14 protein-coding genes and 1 pseudogene are annotated in these 15,255 nt (G+C 67.7%); 12 read left to right on the forward strand and 3 right to left on the reverse strand.

Annotated features, from left to right (window positions below; all coding sequences use genetic code 11):
• The first annotated feature begins 106 nt into the window (after positions 1-106).
• Positions 107-1,324: a flavin-containing monooxygenase gene (locus H7F16_RS18150; RefSeq protein ID WP_185799055.1), complete on the forward strand. Its 1,218-nt coding sequence runs from the start codon at positions 107-109 to the stop codon at positions 1,322-1,324.
• Here the strand turns inward: H7F16_RS18150 and H7F16_RS18155 are convergent.
• Positions 1,321-4,236: a Hint domain-containing protein gene (locus H7F16_RS18155; protein ID WP_185799056.1), complete on the reverse strand. Its 2,916-nt coding sequence runs from the start codon at positions 4,234-4,236 to the stop codon at positions 1,321-1,323. The genes H7F16_RS18150 and H7F16_RS18155 overlap by 4 nt on opposite strands.
• Before the next feature lie 260 nt (positions 4,237-4,496).
• Entirely contained in the window at positions 4,497-5,078 is a 582-nt protein-coding gene (locus H7F16_RS18160) for a response regulator (RefSeq protein ID WP_185799057.1), read from the reverse strand.
• A gap of 256 nt (positions 5,079-5,334) precedes the next feature.
• Between H7F16_RS18160 and H7F16_RS18165 the strand changes: the two genes are divergently transcribed.
• The 11 genes from H7F16_RS18165 (at position 5,335) to H7F16_RS18215 (ending at position 15,120) form a co-directional block, all read left to right on the forward strand.
• A complete protein-coding gene (locus H7F16_RS18165; RefSeq protein WP_185799058.1) occupies positions 5,335-7,308 on the forward strand; it encodes a PP2C family protein-serine/threonine phosphatase in 1,974 nt (657 codons plus the stop codon).
• A 3-nt stretch (positions 7,309-7,311) separates the two neighbouring features.
• Positions 7,312-7,650, forward strand: a complete 339-nt coding sequence (locus tag H7F16_RS18170; protein ID WP_185799059.1) for an STAS domain-containing protein — start codon at positions 7,312-7,314, stop codon at positions 7,648-7,650.
• 13 nt (positions 7,651-7,663) lie between these two features.
• Complete coding sequence (locus H7F16_RS18175) at positions 7,664-8,083, forward strand: ATP-binding protein (RefSeq protein WP_185799060.1); 420 nt, start codon at positions 7,664-7,666, stop codon at positions 8,081-8,083.
• Between the two features lie 180 nt (positions 8,084-8,263).
• The gene (locus H7F16_RS18180; RefSeq protein WP_185799061.1) at positions 8,264-8,434 is read left to right on the forward strand and encodes a hypothetical protein; all 171 of its coding nucleotides are present in this window, start codon (positions 8,264-8,266) and stop codon (positions 8,432-8,434) included.
• A gap of 234 nt (positions 8,435-8,668) precedes the next feature.
• Entirely contained in the window at positions 8,669-9,577 is a 909-nt protein-coding gene (locus tag H7F16_RS18185) for an SPOR domain-containing protein (RefSeq protein ID WP_241741510.1), read from the forward strand.
• Positions 9,578-9,598: 21 nt separating this feature from the next.
• Positions 9,599-10,798 carry a D-alanyl-D-alanine carboxypeptidase family protein gene (locus tag H7F16_RS18190; RefSeq protein WP_422121130.1) on the forward strand — a complete coding sequence of 400 codons (1,200 nt, stop codon included), beginning with the start codon at positions 9,599-9,601 and terminating at the stop codon, positions 10,796-10,798.
• Positions 10,798-11,415 (forward strand): dTMP kinase, encoded by a 618-nt coding sequence (gene tmk, locus H7F16_RS18195; protein WP_185799062.1) that lies wholly within the window; start codon positions 10,798-10,800, stop codon positions 11,413-11,415. Before H7F16_RS18190 ends, tmk begins: the two co-directional genes overlap by 1 nt.
• Positions 11,416-11,418: 3 nt before the next feature.
• Positions 11,419-12,564, forward strand: a complete 1,146-nt coding sequence (locus H7F16_RS18200; RefSeq protein ID WP_185799063.1) for a DNA polymerase III subunit delta' — start codon at positions 11,419-11,421, stop codon at positions 12,562-12,564.
• Positions 12,561-13,367, forward strand: coding sequence for a TatD family hydrolase (locus H7F16_RS18205; RefSeq protein WP_185799064.1), 807 nt, complete (start codon positions 12,561-12,563; stop codon positions 13,365-13,367). The genes H7F16_RS18200 and H7F16_RS18205 overlap by 4 nt, the downstream gene beginning before the upstream one ends.
• Positions 13,367-14,182, forward strand: coding sequence for an MBL fold metallo-hydrolase (locus H7F16_RS18210; RefSeq protein ID WP_185799065.1), 816 nt, complete (start codon positions 13,367-13,369; stop codon positions 14,180-14,182). Before H7F16_RS18205 ends, H7F16_RS18210 begins: the two co-directional genes overlap by 1 nt.
• Positions 14,182-15,120 carry an AEC family transporter gene (locus H7F16_RS18215; protein ID WP_185799066.1) on the forward strand — a complete coding sequence of 313 codons (939 nt, stop codon included), beginning with the start codon at positions 14,182-14,184 and terminating at the stop codon, positions 15,118-15,120. Before H7F16_RS18210 ends, H7F16_RS18215 begins: the two co-directional genes overlap by 1 nt.
• Positions 15,121-15,124: 4 nt before the next feature.
• Here H7F16_RS18215 and H7F16_RS19735 read toward each other — a convergent pair.
• A pseudogene (locus H7F16_RS19735) lies at positions 15,125-15,255 on the reverse strand (ABC transporter permease); the annotation flags it as partial.

The following is a 15,255-nucleotide window of genomic DNA, read 5'->3' on the forward strand; positions in this document are numbered from 1 at the left end:
GGCCGCGCCTAAGCAGCGCTGCGGCAAATCTTGGTTTGCAGCCTTCGACGCTTCGCCTATCCAAGGGCGGAACGGCCAGCACGGCCCCAGCAACCAAAGGTGCCCGATGACCGAAGACATTCACACCCTCGTCGTCGGCGGCGGTCAGGCGGGCATCGCGGCCAGCGAACACCTTGGCCGGCGCGGCCTGCCGCATCTGGTGCTGGAACGCGCCCGCATCGCCGAACGCTGGCGCAGCGAACGCTGGGACAGCCTCGTGGCCAACGGCCCCGCTTGGCATGACCGCTTCCCCAACATGACCTTCGACGACATCGACCCTTTCGCCTTCGCCCCCAAAGAGCGCATCGCCACCTATTTCGAGGATTACGCCCGCCAGATCGCCGCCCCCGTGCGCTGCGGCGTGAACGTGACCTCGGTGGTGAAAACGCCCGACGGCTTTCTTGCCGAAACCTCGCAAGGTTCCGTCACCTGCCGCAACCTGATCGCGGCGACCGGCCCGTTCCAGCGCCCGCTCATCCCCGAGAACGTGCCGGACGATCTCGGCATCGTGCAGATGCACTCCACGGGCTACCGCAACCCCGACCAGCTTCCCGCAGGGGCCGTCCTCGTCGTCGGATCGGGGGCCTCGGGTTCGCAGATCGCCGACGAACTCTTGCGCGCGGGCCGCCGCGTCTACCTGTCGGTCGGCCCGCACAACCGCCCGCCCATCCGCTACCGTGGCAAGGATTTCGTCTGGTGGCTCGGTGTTCTGGGCGAATGGGACGCCCGCACCACCAAGCCGGGGATGGAGCATGTCACCATCGCCGTCAGCGGTGCCTATGGCGGGCGCACCGTCGATTTCCGCGATTTCGCCGCCCGTGGCATGACCCTGATCGGCCGCGCCGGAGCGGTCACGGATGGCGTCATGTCCATCGCGCCCGACCTTGCCGCCAACATCGCGGGCGGTGACGCCAACTACCTTGCCACGCTCGATGCCGCCGATGCCTATGCCGCCGAACAGGGCCTCGACCTGCCGGAAGAACCCGAAGCGCGCCGCCGCCTGCCCGACCCCGATTGCGTGACCAACCCGCTGCGCCAGCTTGACCTGAAACAGGCGGGCATTTCCGCGATCATCTGGGCCACGGGCTTCGCGCCGGACTATTCCTGGCTCAGGGCGGGCCGCTTCGATGCCAAGGGCGCGCCCGTCCACGACAAGGGCATTACCGAGGTGCCGGGCCTCTACTTCCTCGGCCTGCCGTGGCTGACCCGTCGCGCCTCGCCGTTCATCTGGGGCGTCTGGCACGATGCCGACCACATCGCAGGCCACATCGCCGCGCGCGGCTAGGCGGCCCGCCCCAGAAGTGCTGCCACCTCATGCGCCCGCAACGTGGGCCGCGCCGCCTGCCGCAAGGGGTGATGCGCGTGGTCCAGTTCGGGGAACAGGGCGTAAAGCTCGTCGCGCTGCGCCCGATCCAGCCCGGCAAGCGTCTGGTCTCCGGGCTGGAAACTTTCGGTCCAGACCCCGTTGGCTTTCACCACCTCGTGGCGGTCGCACATGAAATGCACATAGTCCACCGCATCGACGGCCAGCCGTTCGACACCGGCAAGGCCGACCAGATGCACCGCCGCGACCAGCACCTCGGCCTCGCCGAACAGCAGCTCGCAGGCCGGCCCGGTGAACAGGATGCGATGCTGCGGCGAGACGACAAGCGCGCGCCTTGGCAGGCCCCCGCCCAGCGCCCCCGCCGCGATGCGCACGGGCAGCAACTCGGGCCGCGCCGCCAGCGCCGCCCCGTCCAGCCGGCGATGCCCGATCCAGCGCAGGGGCGCATAGCCCCCGTCGCGCACCCGAACCCTGTCGCCCACCACCAGCGTCTCGACCGCGACAAGGCCGCGCGCCGTGGCGATCCGGCACCCCGGCGTGAAGCAGGGCACCACGGTTTCCACGTTCTGATAGGTCAGCGACCCGATCACCTGCCGCTGCGCATTCAGGAACTCGACCGTGCCGCTGCCCGCGACATTGGGGTCGCGCAACACCCGCACCGGGCCAAGCCCCGTCAGGTCGAGCCTGTCGTTGTTCGCCCCGCCGTCGATGTAATCGCCCGCCCCGACGGTAAAGACATCCTCGCCCGACCCGCCATAAAGGCTGTCGTTGCCCGCCCCCCCGACCAGCGAGTCATTCCCGACCCCGCCGAAAAGCTGGTTCACGCCCCCCGCATCGGTGATCCGGTCATCCCCGTCGCCGCCATAGACGGTGTCGTTGCCCGTTCCCGTCGCAACCGTGTCGTTGCCGGTCCCCGCATCAATCAGGTTGGCCCCGCCGGTATCGGTGATCGAATCCGCGCCATCGCCGCCATAGACCGTATCAGCCCCGCCCGCGGTCTGGACGCTGTCATTGCCGGAACCGCCATAGATCAGGTTGGCCCCACCCGTGTCGGTGATCCGGTCGTCGCCGTCGCCGCCCTGAATGCTGTCGTTGCCGGTTCCGGTCGCAACCGTATCGTTGCCGATCCCCGCGTCGATGGTGTTGGCCCCACCCGCATCGGTGATGCTGTCCGCCCCGCTGCCGCCAAGGATGCTGTCGGCCCCTGCCCCTGCCGATACCGTGTCATTCCCGGCACCCGCATCGATGGTGTTGGTGCCACCCGCATCGGTGATGCTGTCCGCGTCATCGCCGCCATACAGGCTGTCGTTGCCCGACCCCGACAGGATCGTATCCGCCCCGACACCCCCGTCGAGAAGATTCGACCCCAGCGTATCTTCAAGCCGGTCGTTGCCGGTCCCGCCATAGACGCTGTCGCTGCCGCTGCCGCCAAAGACCTGATCGTTGCCCGCATCGCCGTAGATCAGGTTCGATCCCGACACGCCGCTGACCGTGTCGTTGCCGTCTCCGCCATAGACCGTATCGTTGCCCGCATCGGCGCTGATGCTGTCCTCGCCCTCGGCCCCGTAGATCAGGTCATTGCCGGTTCCACCCGCAAGCTGGTCGTTGCCCGTGCCCCCGTCGAGCAGGTCGTTGCCCGTTCCGCCAAGGATCGTGTCCTGATCCGCCCCGCCGTAAAGGCTGTCGTCCCCTCCCGCCCCGTCAAGCGAGTCATTCCCCGCCCCGCCGAAAAAGACGTTGGTGTAGCTGTCCCCCGGCACCGTCGATTGCTGGTCATACCCCACCAGCGTATCGTTGAAGGCCGAACCGATCACCCCGTCGAGGTTGCTGATCGTGTCGCCCTGCGCATGCCCCCCCGACACCGCCTTGGTGTTCAGGTTGACCGAAACCCCCGTGTTCGACGCCGAATAATCGGCGTAGTCCATGCCCAGACCACCGTCGAGGAAATCGCCCTGCAACCCGCCCGCCAGCGTGTCGTTTCCGGCACCGCCGACCAGCGAATCCACCCCCAGCCCGCCGAACAGCAGGTCGTTGCCATCCTCGCCCAGAAGCGTGTCGTTGCCATAGCCGCCCAGCAGCGTGTCGTTGTCCGCCCCGCCCGACACAAGGTCGGCATCCACCCGCACCGCCTGGAACTGGACGTCCGAGACAAAGACGATCTGCCCCGCCGTGCCTAGGTTGGAATAGACGATCTCGACCCGCGCCACCGGCCCCGCGATCTGCACCAGCGCCGAGCCTTGCGCCACACCGATGGAATCCGCCGTGCCGGTGCCCGTGATCGTGCTGCCCGAAACCAGATCGTTGCCGCTTGCCGTGATGGTGACCGGAACCGCGATGCCGTTCGCGTCATAGGCCAGAACCGTGATCCGGTCCTGCCAGCCCGCAACGTCGATGTCGTTCAGGCGGAAGGCCACGTTCTGCACGTTGGCTTCCATGCCGCCGCCGCTCACCGGCGCGAAGTTGACGGTCGTCGTCGACTGCCCGTTCCCCGGCCCCGCAATCTCGAGGTTCGATGTCGCGTTGAAGGTCTCGCCCGGCGCGACATAGGCGGTATCCGTGCTTTCCACGGTGAAATCGGATTTTCCGACATTCTCGGCAAAGCTGACGGTCACCGTCATGCCCGAAATCGTCGTCGTCACGCCGCGCTCGACGCTGGCCTCGTCGCGCGCCAGCGCCGACCAGCTCAGCGTGCCCGCGACCGTGGTTGCCGCCTCGGCGCTGCCGACAAGGCTGTCAGACCCCGCCCCGCCATAGAGCGAGTCATTGCCCGCCCCCCCGAAAAGCGAGTCATTCCCCCCGTTTCCGGTGATCGAGTCATTCTCGATGGCACCCGACAAACTGTCGTTGCCAGTCCCGCCTGTCAGTGTCGCCACGTACTGCTCCTCGGCGGATGCATTCTTTTGCGCATCCTTTACCGACGTTAGTATATGTTAACGGCACGTTTCGCCAGCGGCTTGCCTCGGGCGCCTTGGCAAAGCCCGCGCAAGTGGCAGAAAAACCGCGCAGACCAAATGGTTGCGCGGCGCGTTGAAATTCAACTCTTGGTAGATTTTTCGATTGCAGGCCCGCAGCAACGGCGGGCCGATCCGGCAAGGGGGCCGTTGTTACCCGCCCCTAAGCCGCGCCTCTGCGATCAGACCGGGGCGGGCCAGCGACGGCGCAGCAATTCCACCAGATCGCCGCGCGAAAACGGCTTCGGCAGGCAGGCATCGAACCCCGCATGAAGATAGGCCGTCACCTCGTGCGTCAGCGCGTTGACGGTCACGGCCAATGCCATCGGCACGGGCAGGCCACGGCGCGATGCCTCGTCCTTGATGTGCAAAAAGGCGTGCATCCCGTCCAGACGCGGCATCTCGATATCCAGACAGACCAGATCATGCTCGGGCTGCCAGCGATCGACCGCCTCGACACCATCCGCAGCCAGCGTCACCTCGAAGCCGAGACGTTCAAGAAAGGTGCGCAGGATCGTGCGGTTGATCTCGCTGTCATCCGCGACAAGCACGTGCTTGCCGCCGAATTCGGCCGTCTGGGCAGATTGGGCAACCGCTCCGGCGGCACCGTTGGCAGGCTGTAGCCCGGCGGGCAAAACCGCTTGCGACAGGTCACCGCGCCGCAAACCCGCAGCATCCGGACCGGCCCCGCCCCCTGCGATATGCCCTGCCCCGAACCCCAGCACCCGACCGAATTTCTGCGCCAATCCACGCGTCACCGACATCTTCCCGCTCCACCGAAACCAAAGCGGCCCCGATATCTGCCGCATATCCGTTACATACATCATCCGGCACAACCGGACACGCGCCCGGATGTATCGCGCTCCGCCACCAAGGCATGCCCCCCATACCAACGATAGCCCGCTCCGACCCTCCTGCCCTGCCAAGTCGGTGCCACATAGCGTTCCGGCGGGCGTAAAGCTTGCTGACGACGCGGACGCGGCCAGCGCGCGCCGCTTTCAAGGACGAGACGACCGGAATATGGACCTGCGGAAGACCCTCGATACGGTGTTCGGGCTGCTGTGCATCCTGCTGCTCGCGGCCGCGGGCAGCCTGTTTGCCTTGCTCTACCTGACCGAACGGACCCATTCCGCCGAGGCCCTCGCCATCGCGCAGCGCGACAGCCTGTTCCAGCTCAGCTACAGCGTCCGCGCCGAGGAACTTGCCGCACTCGAAACGCTGGTCGGCAAATCCGCGATGGTGCAGGGCGGACCCGACCTTGCCCCTTCCGCCGCGACCGATGCCGCGATCAGCCGCGCCGGCGCGGCCTTTGCCAAGGGTCAGGATGCCGAGGTCGGCAAAATCCTGCAAACCCTCGCGCAACATATCGCGCAAGGCCGCGACTCGCTTGCAAAGGCCGCATCCGGCCCGCGCCCCGCATCGGGTGCCACGCTGGACGAATGGCACCGCAGCCTCGCGCCGCAAGCACGCGATTTCGTTCAGCTTTCGCAGCTTCTGGCCGAACGCTCGCCCACCGCCGACAGCTCGAACGGGCTGGTCCCGCACACGCTGGCCATGCTGCGCGGTCTGGGGCTGAACGCGCATCGCGGCCTTCTCGACAACCGGATCCTGATCGAACGGCTCCTTGCCGCCTCCGATCCCGCCTCGGTTCCGCTGCTTTTCCACGGCCTGCTGAACAGCCTTCACGCCACCACCGCCGCCAGCACCGGCGCCGCCGACCAAGCGGCCGCACATGCCCGCATCGCCCCCGGTCCGGCCACCGACCCCGCGGTTCAGGCACTCGACATGCTGGCCGAAGACTACGCCCCGACCGAATTGGCGCTGCTCGACACCCTCGCACAGGGCCGCCGCCCCGTGGCGGCCGACATCGACCTCTGGCGCGCATCCTCGCGCGGGTCATTGCAGGAATTCGAACATGCCGAGGCCGAGTTGACCGCCACAGGCCGCGATCTCTTCGACCGCCATGTCAGGCAGACCCGCCTGACGCTTGGCACAGGCAGCCTTGTCGCGCTGCTCAGCTTCTGCCTTGTCGCCTTCACCGCGCATTTCCTGCGCCGCACCGTCCTGCACCCGCTCGACCGGATCACCGTCAGCCTGCGCCTGCTCGACCTCGAAGGCGCAGCCCCGCCCCCCGCCACCGCGCAAGACCGCTCCGACCTCGACCGCCTGCGCGCCACCGTCGAACGCATCGCCGAAGCCAACCGCCGCGACCGTCACCGGCAGTCCGAACTTGCCCGCCTTTCCGACCACGCGGTGACCGGAAACCGCCACATGCTGGCCGATCTCGAAGCCGCGGCTGCCGTCCAGCGCGGCCAGCTTCCCCCCTCGCCGCGCGCGCTTCCGGGGGCCGCGTTCCACGCCCTGTTCCGCCCCGCGCGCATCGTCGCGGGCGACACCTATGATTGCGTCACCTTTCCCGACGGGCGCTCGACCGTGTTCCAGATCGACGTGGCAGGCCACGGCGCGCCTGCGGCCATCGTCTCGGTCGCGGCGCATGTCGCGCTGAAACAGGCGCTGCTGTCGGCCCCCGCCAAAGAGCCGCTTGCCAGCACCATCGCCCGCGTCAACCGCACATGGGCCGACGACCTGCCCTATTTCACGCTGCTCGCGGTCGAGATCGACCCCGCCACCGCCTCGGCGCAGATCGTGCAATGCGGCCACCCCGCCCTGCTGCGCCTGCCTGCCGAAGGCGGGATCGAGGCCGTGGGCAAAGGTGGCCTGCCCATCGGCGTGCTGCCCGATGCCGCGTTCGAAACCCTCACCTGCCCCTTCGCCTCGGGCGACCGCCTCGTCCTCACCACCGACGGCCTGTCCGAAGCCGCCGACCCCAAGGGCCGCCCCTTTGGCGACAACCGCCTGCGCGACCTGCTTCTTGCCCGCCCCCGCCCCGAACCCGCCGCCCTGTTCGACCGGATCGAGCGCGCGCTCTGGGACTGGCGCGGCACCGACACACCTGACGATGACGTCACAATCCTGATTCTGGAGGCCCGCTGACCGATGACCTTTTCCACCCGCAACGACAAGGACGTGGTGATCGTCGAAACCACCTTCCAAAGGCTCGACGCCAGCCTCGCCCCCGCCCTGCGCGCAGCACTGCTGGCTCCGGTCGATGCCGGCGCGACCTCGCTGGTGCTCGACCTCTCGGGCGTGTCCTTCGTCGACAGCTCCGCCCTTGGCGCGCTGATCGCCGCCGCCAAACGCCTTGCCGCCCATCGCGGCTTTGCCGTTGCGGGGGTGCAGCCCGCCGTCGCCCGCCTTTTCGCCCTGACCCATATGGAGCGCGTCTTCTCCATCCACCCCGACACGGGCGAGGCGATTGCCCGCCTCAGCACATAAGGCCCCTGTCCCCATGTTGCACAGTTTCAGCATTCCCCGCGATCTTGCCGCCATCAGCCCGCTGTCCCAGTCGGTCACGGCCCTCATGGTGCCCGCCTTCGATCAGGACGCCCGCGACGCCGTCGACCTCGCCTTGGTCGAGGCGCTCTCGAACGCGGTCCAGCACGGCACCAAGGACAGCGCCAAGTCCATCGGCCTCGAAGTCGTCCTGACCGAGACGGAAATCACCCTCGACATCATCGACAGCACGCCGCCGATGCCGCTGTTCCTGCTCGAAGACCTCGACCCCGACGCGCTCGAGGTTGACCCCGACGATCTGGAGAACCTGCCCGAAACGGGGCGCGGCCTCGCGCTGATCGTGATGATGATGGACGAGGTCGCCTTCCACCACATCGACGACCAGACCCGCCTGCGCCTGACCCGCCGCCGTTGACCCGCCGCCGTTGACCTGCCCCCTTCGCCCCGTCGCGGGCGAAGGCCCCGCCCTTCCGGCTCCGCTTTCCGGTTCCGCATTCTGGTTCCGACCGGCAAGACAAGGCCCCCGCCGCAGCCTGCCGCTTGCCCAACGGGCGCATTTGGGGCATCAGCAGGGAAACGATGAAAAGGTCGACCCATGGACTACGCGAAATCAGGCGCGATCAAGGCGGGCAAGAACAAGCCCCCGCACAGCGAACACAATGCCAAGGGCACGAAGAAGAACCCCTTCGGCCAGCCCGAACCCAAGGCCGAGCTTCTGGCCCGCATGAAGGCCGCCGCCGAAGCGAACAAGAAAAAGGCCGACTGACCCCGGTCACCGCGGCACGGCAGGGCCGCTTGCGGCACCTTGCCCGCAAAAGCACGCCTGCGTGAGTTTTCCGCCCATCGCCCGCCCCCGCCCTTCCCACCTGCGCGCGGCCTCTGTATGATGCCGCGCAAAGCAGGGCGACAAGCCCGATTGCGGGCAGTTTCATATGGTAGACCGTCCTTGCACAAAGGCGGCATAAAGCGCGGGGCCAACCCGCGCGCAACGGGGGCGAGAATGGCAGGAATACCGGTGTCGAAACCCATGCGCAGCCTTGCGGCCCTGCCGCTTGTGGCAGTGTTGCTGTCAGGCTGCGCCGACGGCGTCTCTCCCTTCAAACGCGCCGCGACCACGCCCGAAAGCGAAACCTCGGCCAGCCCCGAAAGCGTCAAGATCGTCGACCGCGACGTCGAAGCGCCCGAGGTGTTCCAGGTCACCGATCAGGCGCTCTGGGACGGCCGCCCCTCGCTCGGCGGCGTCTGGGTCGCCTCGCCCGATGCGACCGACCCCGAACGCGTGATCCTGCGCAACCCCGCCAACGGCAAATTCGTCATCGGCGCGCTCTTCCGGCGCGAGGCGTTCAATCCCGGACCGAAACTTCAGGTCTCCTCCGACGCCGCCGATGCGCTCGGCCTTCTGGCAGGCGCCCCCGCCAAGATCAGCGTGACTGCCCTGCGCCGCGAGGAAGTCGCCGCACAGACCGATGCGACCAAGCCGATCCTCGACGCCAACGAAGGCATCGAAACCGAAACCCTCGCCGCCGATGCCGCCGCAGCAATCGCCGCCGCCCCGGCCGGCAAGACGGGTGACAAGACGGGCGACAAGGCGGGCGACAAACCCGCCGCCACCGCCGCAGCGCCGGCCGCCACGGCCGTTGCACCCGCGCCCAAGGCTGGCCCCGCCATCCCCGTCGTCTCCGGCAAACAGGGCGGCACGCTCCAGATCGGCATCTTCTCGGTCGAGGAAAACGCCAACCGCGCTGCGGCCACGCTCAAGAAAGCCGGGATCGAGGCCGCCGTCCGCAAGGAAACCACCCAGGGCAAGACCTGGTGGTCTGTCACGGCCAAGGGCGCAGGCGACCGCGCCGCCTTCCTTGCCAAGATCAAGGGCCTCGGCTTCAAGGACGCCTATTTCGTCAAGGGCTGACCCCCGCATAAGGACCGACCGATGTTCACGACCCTGCGCCGCCTGACCGCTCTCGCCCTTTTCGCCCTGATGCCGCTTGCGGCACCCGTCACGGCGAACGCCTTCGAGACGCGCGCCACCGCCGCATGGGTCTATGACATGACGACCCAGACGGTCCTGATGGACAAGAACGCCGACACCCCCGTGCCGCCCGCCTCGATGTCGAAGCTGATGACCCTGAACATGCTGTTCGAGGCCCTGCGCGACAACCGCGTGACGATGGACACGACCTTCGCCGTCTCGACCCGCGCGACCGAGATGACGCGCCTCGGCGGCTCGACCATGTATCTTCAGGAAAACGACCGCCCCTCGGTGCGCGAACTGATCCACGGCATCATCATCAACTCGGGCAACGATGCCTGCGTCGTCGTGGCCGAAGGTCTGGCCGGCACCGAAGAGGCCTTTGCCGATCTGATGACCGAACGCGGCAAGGCCATCGGCCTGTCGCATTCCACCTTCCGCAACGCCTCGGGCTGGCCCGACCCGAACCAGCGCATGTCGATGCGCGACCTCGGCCTGCTCGGCAAACGCCTGATCGAGGAATTCCCCGACCTCTACCCGATCTTCTCGGAAACCCAGTTCAACTACAAAGACCGCGCCCCCGCCAATGCCAACAACCGCAACCCGCTGCTCAAGATCGCCGCAGCCGACTGGCAGGCCGACGGTCTCAAGACCGGGCACACCACCGAAGCGGGCTACGGCCTCGTCGGTTCTGCCGTGATGGGCGACCGCCGCGTGATCTTCGCCATGACGGGCCTCGCCTCCGACAAGGACCGCGCCTCGGAATCCGAAGCCATCGTCAACTGGGCCTTCCGCCAGTTCACCGAAAAGACCGTGGTGAAATCCGGCGTCCGCGTGGCCGATGCGCAGGTCTGGCTCGGGGCGGCCGACAGCGTCGGCCTTGTCCCGGCCGAAGACATCCGCCTTCTGCTGCCCTCGCAGGTGCAAGAGCAGGTCACCGCCGAGGTCATCTACAACGGCCCCGTCGAAGCCCCCATCGCCAAGGGCGCGCAACTGGGCGAGCTTATCATCCACGTTCCCGAACTTCCCGATGCGCGCGTCCCGCTGGTGGCCGAGTCCGACGTGGCCAAGGGCGGCTTCCTCAAGCGTCTGACCGCCGCCGCCGGCGTGCTGCGCGCCCGCTACATCGACGCGGCCCCCGCAGCCGCCCCCGCCTCCTGATGGCGGCAGCCTTCCTCAGCTTCGAAGGCATCGACGGCTCGGGCAAGTCGACCCAGGCCCGGCTTCTGGCGCAAAGCCTTCGCGATGCGGGCCATGCCGTCACCCTCACCCGCGAACCGGGCGGCAGCCCGGGGGCCGAGGAAATCCGCGCCCTCGTCCTTCAGGGCGACCCCGACCGCTGGTCTGCCGAAACCGAGCTTCTGCTTTTCACCGCCGCCCGCCGCGACCATCTGGAAAAGACCATCCGCCCCGCATTGGCCAAGGGCGAAATCGTCATCACCGACCGCTTCGCCGACAGCACCCGCATGTATCAGGGCCTGCGCGGCAACCTCGCCTCGGTGGTCAACAGCCTGCATGACCTGATGATCGGCACCGAACCCGACCTGACCTTCCTTGTCGATCTCGACCCCGAACTCGGCCTGTCCCGCGCCCTCTCGCGCCACGGTACCGAACAGCGCTTCGAGGACATGGGCCTTGCCATGCAGAAACAGATGCGCGCGGGCTTCCTTGCCCTCGCCGACCTGCACCCCAACCGTTTCCGCGTGATCGACGGCGCGCGCAGCCCCGACGCCATCGCCGCCGAGATCCTCGCCCTCACCCTTGCGCATCTGGGCTGACGCATGGCCGCCGCCCCCGACGACATCCCCGAACCCGACCGCATCGAAGGCGCCCCCCACCCGCGCGAGACCGCGCATCTTTTCGGACACGAGGGCGCGCAGGCCGAATTCCTCTCGGCCTTCAACACGGGCCGCCTGCACCACGGCTGGATGGTCACCGGTCCCCGTGGCGTGGGCAAAGCCACCCTCGCATGGCGTCTGGCCCGCTTCCTTCTGGCCACGCCCGAGGATGACGGCGGCATGTTCGCCCCCGAAAAGCCCGACACACTCGACATAGACGGGGGCCACCCCGTCGCCCGCCGCATGCGCGCGCTGGCCGAACCCCGCCTGTTCCTGCTGCGCCGCCCGTGGGACGAAAAGACCTCGCGCCTGCGTCAGGAAATCACCGTGGGCGAGGTGCGCGAGATGAAATCCTTCTTCTCGCTCTCCGCCGCCGATGGCGGCCGCCGCGTGGCGATCATCGACGCCGCCGACGAGATGAACACCGCCGCCGCCAACGCGCTTTTGAAACTGCTCGAAGAGCCGCCCGCCAATGTCACGATCTTCCTGATCTCGCACCAGCCCTTCAAACTCTTGCCCACCATCCGCTCGCGCTGCCGCGAATTGCGCCTGCACCCGCTGGCCCCCGCGCCGCTGGCCGATGCGCTGACACAGGCGGGTGCGGCACTGGAACCCGACGAAGCGCAGGCCCTCGCCCAGCTTGCGGGCGGCTCGGTCGGCGAAGCCTTCCGCCTGACCAACCTCTCCGGCCTTGCGCTTTACCAATCCATCGTCACCCTCCTCTCCACCCTTCCCCGCCTCGACCGCCCCCGCGCCCTCGCCTTGGCCGAGGCAGGGGCCGCACGCGGGGCCGAGGCGCAATTCGACCTCATCCTCACGCTTCTCGACCTCTTTCTCGCCCGCCTCGCCCGCGCGGGTGCCATGCGCCAGCTTCCCCCCGAAGCCGCCAAGGGCGAGGCCGAAGCCATCACCCGCCTCGCCCCCGATGTCGCCTCGGCCCGCGCTTGGGCCACGCTCGCGCAGACCCTCGGCCTCAAGGCCCGCCGCGGCAAGGCGGTCAACCTTGACCCTGCCGCACTTCTCATGGATATGCTTTTCCGGCTGGAAGAGACGGCGGCTCCGCTCGCCCTGAACAAAGCTGGACCATGACCGCCCCCATTCCCGACATCGTCGACAGCCATTGCCACCTCGATTTTCCCGATTTCGACGGTGAGCGTGACGCCATCATCGCTCGCGCCCATGCCGCAGGCGTGCGCCGCATGGTCACGATCTGCACGCGGCTCAGGAACGAACCCGCCGTCCGTGCGATTGCCGAAGCGCATCCTTCGGTGTTCTACGCCGCAGGCACCCACCCGATGAGCGCCGCCGAAGAACCGCTTGCCACGGTCGACCAGCTTGTCGCCCTGTCGCAGCACCCGAAATTCGTGGGCATCGGGGAAACCGGCCTCGACTACCACTACACCGCCGAAAGCGCCGGGGTGCAAAAGACCTCGCTCGAAATCCACATCCGCGCGGCGCAGGAAACCGGCCTTCCGCTCATCATCCACGCCCGCGCGGCCGATGACGACATGGCCGCAATCCTTACCGCAGGCTACCGCGCCAAGCCCTATGCCTGCGTCATGCATTGCTTTTCCAGCAGCGCCGAACTGGCCCGCGCCGCCCTCGACCTCGGCTTCTACCTGTCGATGTCGGGCATCGCGACCTTTCCCAAATCGTCCGAACTGCGCGACATCTTCGCCGCCGCCCCGCTCGACCGCATCCTTCTGGAAACCGACAGCCCCTACCTCGCCCCTGTCCCGCATCGCGGCAAAAGGAACGAACCGGCCTATACCGCCTTCACCGCCGCCAAGGGGGCCGAGGTGTTCGGCCTCTCCCCCGCCGACTTCGCCGCCCGCACCACCGCCAATTTCGACCGCCTCTTCACCAAGGCCCGCATTCGGGAAACCGTCTGATGGCAACCCTGCGCTTCACCATCCTCGGCTGCGGCTCGTCGGGTGGCGTCCCGCGCCTTGGCGACATCCCCGGCGGTGACTGGGGCAGTTGCGACCCGACGAACCCCAAGAACCGCCGCCGCCGCTGCTCCATGCTGGTCGAACGCGAAAGCGACGAAGGCCGCACCCGCGTGCTGATCGACACCTCGCCCGACATGCACGCCCAGTTGCTCGACGCAGGCATCGGCAGCCTCGATGCGGTGGTCTACACCCATTCCCATGCCGACCATGTCCACGGCCTCGACGACCTGCGCCAGATCGTGTTCAACACCCGCCGCCGCCTCGCCGTCTGGGCCGACGGCCCCACGCAAGAGGCGCTGCTGTCCCGCTTCGGCTACGCCTTCGTCCAACCCGAAGGCTCGCCCTATCCGCCGATCCTCGACCTGTTCACCATCGACGGGCCGGTGACCGTCGCGGGCGCGGGCGGTCCGGTCGTGCTGACCCCCTTCACCGCCGATCACGGCAGCATCGACGCGCTCGGCTTCCGCATCGGCCCCTTGGCCTACCTTCCCGATGCGGTGAAGATCCCCGAGGAAAGCTGGGCCCACCTGACCGGCCTCGACTGCTGGGTCGTCGACGCGCTCCGCCGCAAGCCGCACCCGACCCATGCCCACCTTGCCCTGACGCTGGAATGGATCGCCCGCGCCAAACCGGCGCGCGCCGTGGTCACCAACATGCACAACGACCTCGACCATGCCGAGCTGCTGGCCGAACTGCCGCCCCATATCCGCCCTGCCCATGACGGCATGGTGATCGAATACACCAACCACCCCTGATGGACGCGCTGCTCGACGTCATCCTGCCGGTCTTTCTGGTCATCGCCTTCGGTTACGCTGCCGCCCGCGCCCGTCTCTTCGACGATGCGGCGGTCGATGGCCTCATGCGTTTTGCGCAGAACTTCGCCGTGCCGACCCTGCTTTTCGCCTCGATCGCCAAACTCGACCTCGCGGCCAGCTTCCAGCCCGCGCTGTTCCTGTCCTTCTACATCGCAGCCTTCACCAGTTTCGGCGTGGCCTTCGCGGCGGCGATCCTCGTCTTTCGCCGCCCCGTCACCGATGCCACCGCGATCGGCTTCGTCGCGCTCTTCTCCAATTCCCTCCTGCTTGGCGTGCCGCTGACCGAACGCGCCTACGGCCCCGACGCGCTGGCCGGAAACTACGCCATCATCTCGATCCACGCGCCGATGTTCTACGCCTTCGGCATCGCGCTCATGGAATGGGCCCGCACGCGCGGGCATGGCCTCTCCAGCCGCGCCCTGCTGCGCCAGATCCTGCGCGCGATCTTCTCGCAACCGATGGTTCTGGGCATCCTTGCCGGTTTCGCCGTCAATCTGACCGGACTGCCCTTGCCGCAGGTCGCCCTTTCAGCCGTCGACCTGATCGCCCGCACCGCCATTCCGACAGCACTTTTCGGGCTTGGCGGCGTGCTGTTGCGCTACCGCCCCGATGGCGATTTCCGCATCATCGCCGTGGTCTGCGCCTGCTCGCTGGTGCTGCATCCGGGCCTTGCCTATCTGCTCGGCCGCTTCGCCTTCGGCCTCGACACAGCGGGCCTGCGCTCGGCGGTGATGACCGCCGCCATGGCCCCGGGGGTCAACGCCTATATCTTCGCCAATCTCTACGGCGTCGGAAAGCGGGTGGCGGCCTCGACCGTTCTGGTCGCGACCGCCCTCTCCATCCTCACCGTCTGGGTCTGGCTGCACATCCTGCCCTGACCCTTCAGCTCGGTGTCACGCCTCTGAGTTTTTCGCTTCGTCTTCTGAGGATTTCGACGGTTGCGAGGAGGAGTGTCGAGATGATGACGAGGATTGTCGCGACGGCGAGGATTGCGGGGCTGATGGCTTCGCGGA

This window comes from Paragemmobacter straminiformis (genome assembly GCF_014243445.1).
Classification (GTDB): Bacteria; Pseudomonadota; Alphaproteobacteria; order Rhodobacterales; family Rhodobacteraceae; genus Paragemmobacter; species Paragemmobacter straminiformis.

What these genes read in the sequence shown, in the direction of transcription:
- H7F16_RS18205 (WP_185799064.1), top strand. Translation starts at nt 12,561, where the DNA reads ATGACCGCCCCCATTCCCGACATCGTCGACAGCCATTGCCACCTCGAT.
- H7F16_RS18180 (WP_185799061.1), top strand. Translation starts at nt 8,264, where the DNA reads ATGGACTACGCGAAATCAGGCGCGATCAAGGCGGGCAAGAACAAGCCC.
- H7F16_RS18175 (WP_185799060.1), top strand. Translation starts at nt 7,664, where the DNA reads ATGTTGCACAGTTTCAGCATTCCCCGCGATCTTGCCGCCATCAGCCCG.
- H7F16_RS18210 (WP_185799065.1), top strand. Translation starts at nt 13,367, where the DNA reads ATGGCAACCCTGCGCTTCACCATCCTCGGCTGCGGCTCGTCGGGTGGC.
- H7F16_RS18150 (WP_185799055.1), top strand. Translation starts at nt 107, where the DNA reads ATGACCGAAGACATTCACACCCTCGTCGTCGGCGGCGGTCAGGCGGGC.
- H7F16_RS18165 (WP_185799058.1), top strand. Translation starts at nt 5,335, where the DNA reads ATGGACCTGCGGAAGACCCTCGATACGGTGTTCGGGCTGCTGTGCATC.
- H7F16_RS18200 (WP_185799063.1), top strand. Translation starts at nt 11,419, where the DNA reads ATGGCCGCCGCCCCCGACGACATCCCCGAACCCGACCGCATCGAAGGC.
- H7F16_RS18170 (WP_185799059.1), top strand. Translation starts at nt 7,312, where the DNA reads ATGACCTTTTCCACCCGCAACGACAAGGACGTGGTGATCGTCGAAACC.
- H7F16_RS18160 (WP_185799057.1), bottom strand. Translation starts at nt 5,078, where the DNA reads ATGTCGGTGACGCGTGGATTGGCGCAGAAATTCGGTCGGGTGCTGGGG.
- H7F16_RS18185 (WP_241741510.1), top strand. Translation starts at nt 8,669, where the DNA reads ATGGCAGGAATACCGGTGTCGAAACCCATGCGCAGCCTTGCGGCCCTG.
- tmk (WP_185799062.1), top strand. Translation starts at nt 10,798, where the DNA reads ATGGCGGCAGCCTTCCTCAGCTTCGAAGGCATCGACGGCTCGGGCAAG.
- H7F16_RS18215 (WP_185799066.1), top strand. Translation starts at nt 14,182, where the DNA reads ATGGACGCGCTGCTCGACGTCATCCTGCCGGTCTTTCTGGTCATCGCC.
- H7F16_RS18190 (WP_422121130.1), top strand. Translation starts at nt 9,599, where the DNA reads ATGTTCACGACCCTGCGCCGCCTGACCGCTCTCGCCCTTTTCGCCCTG.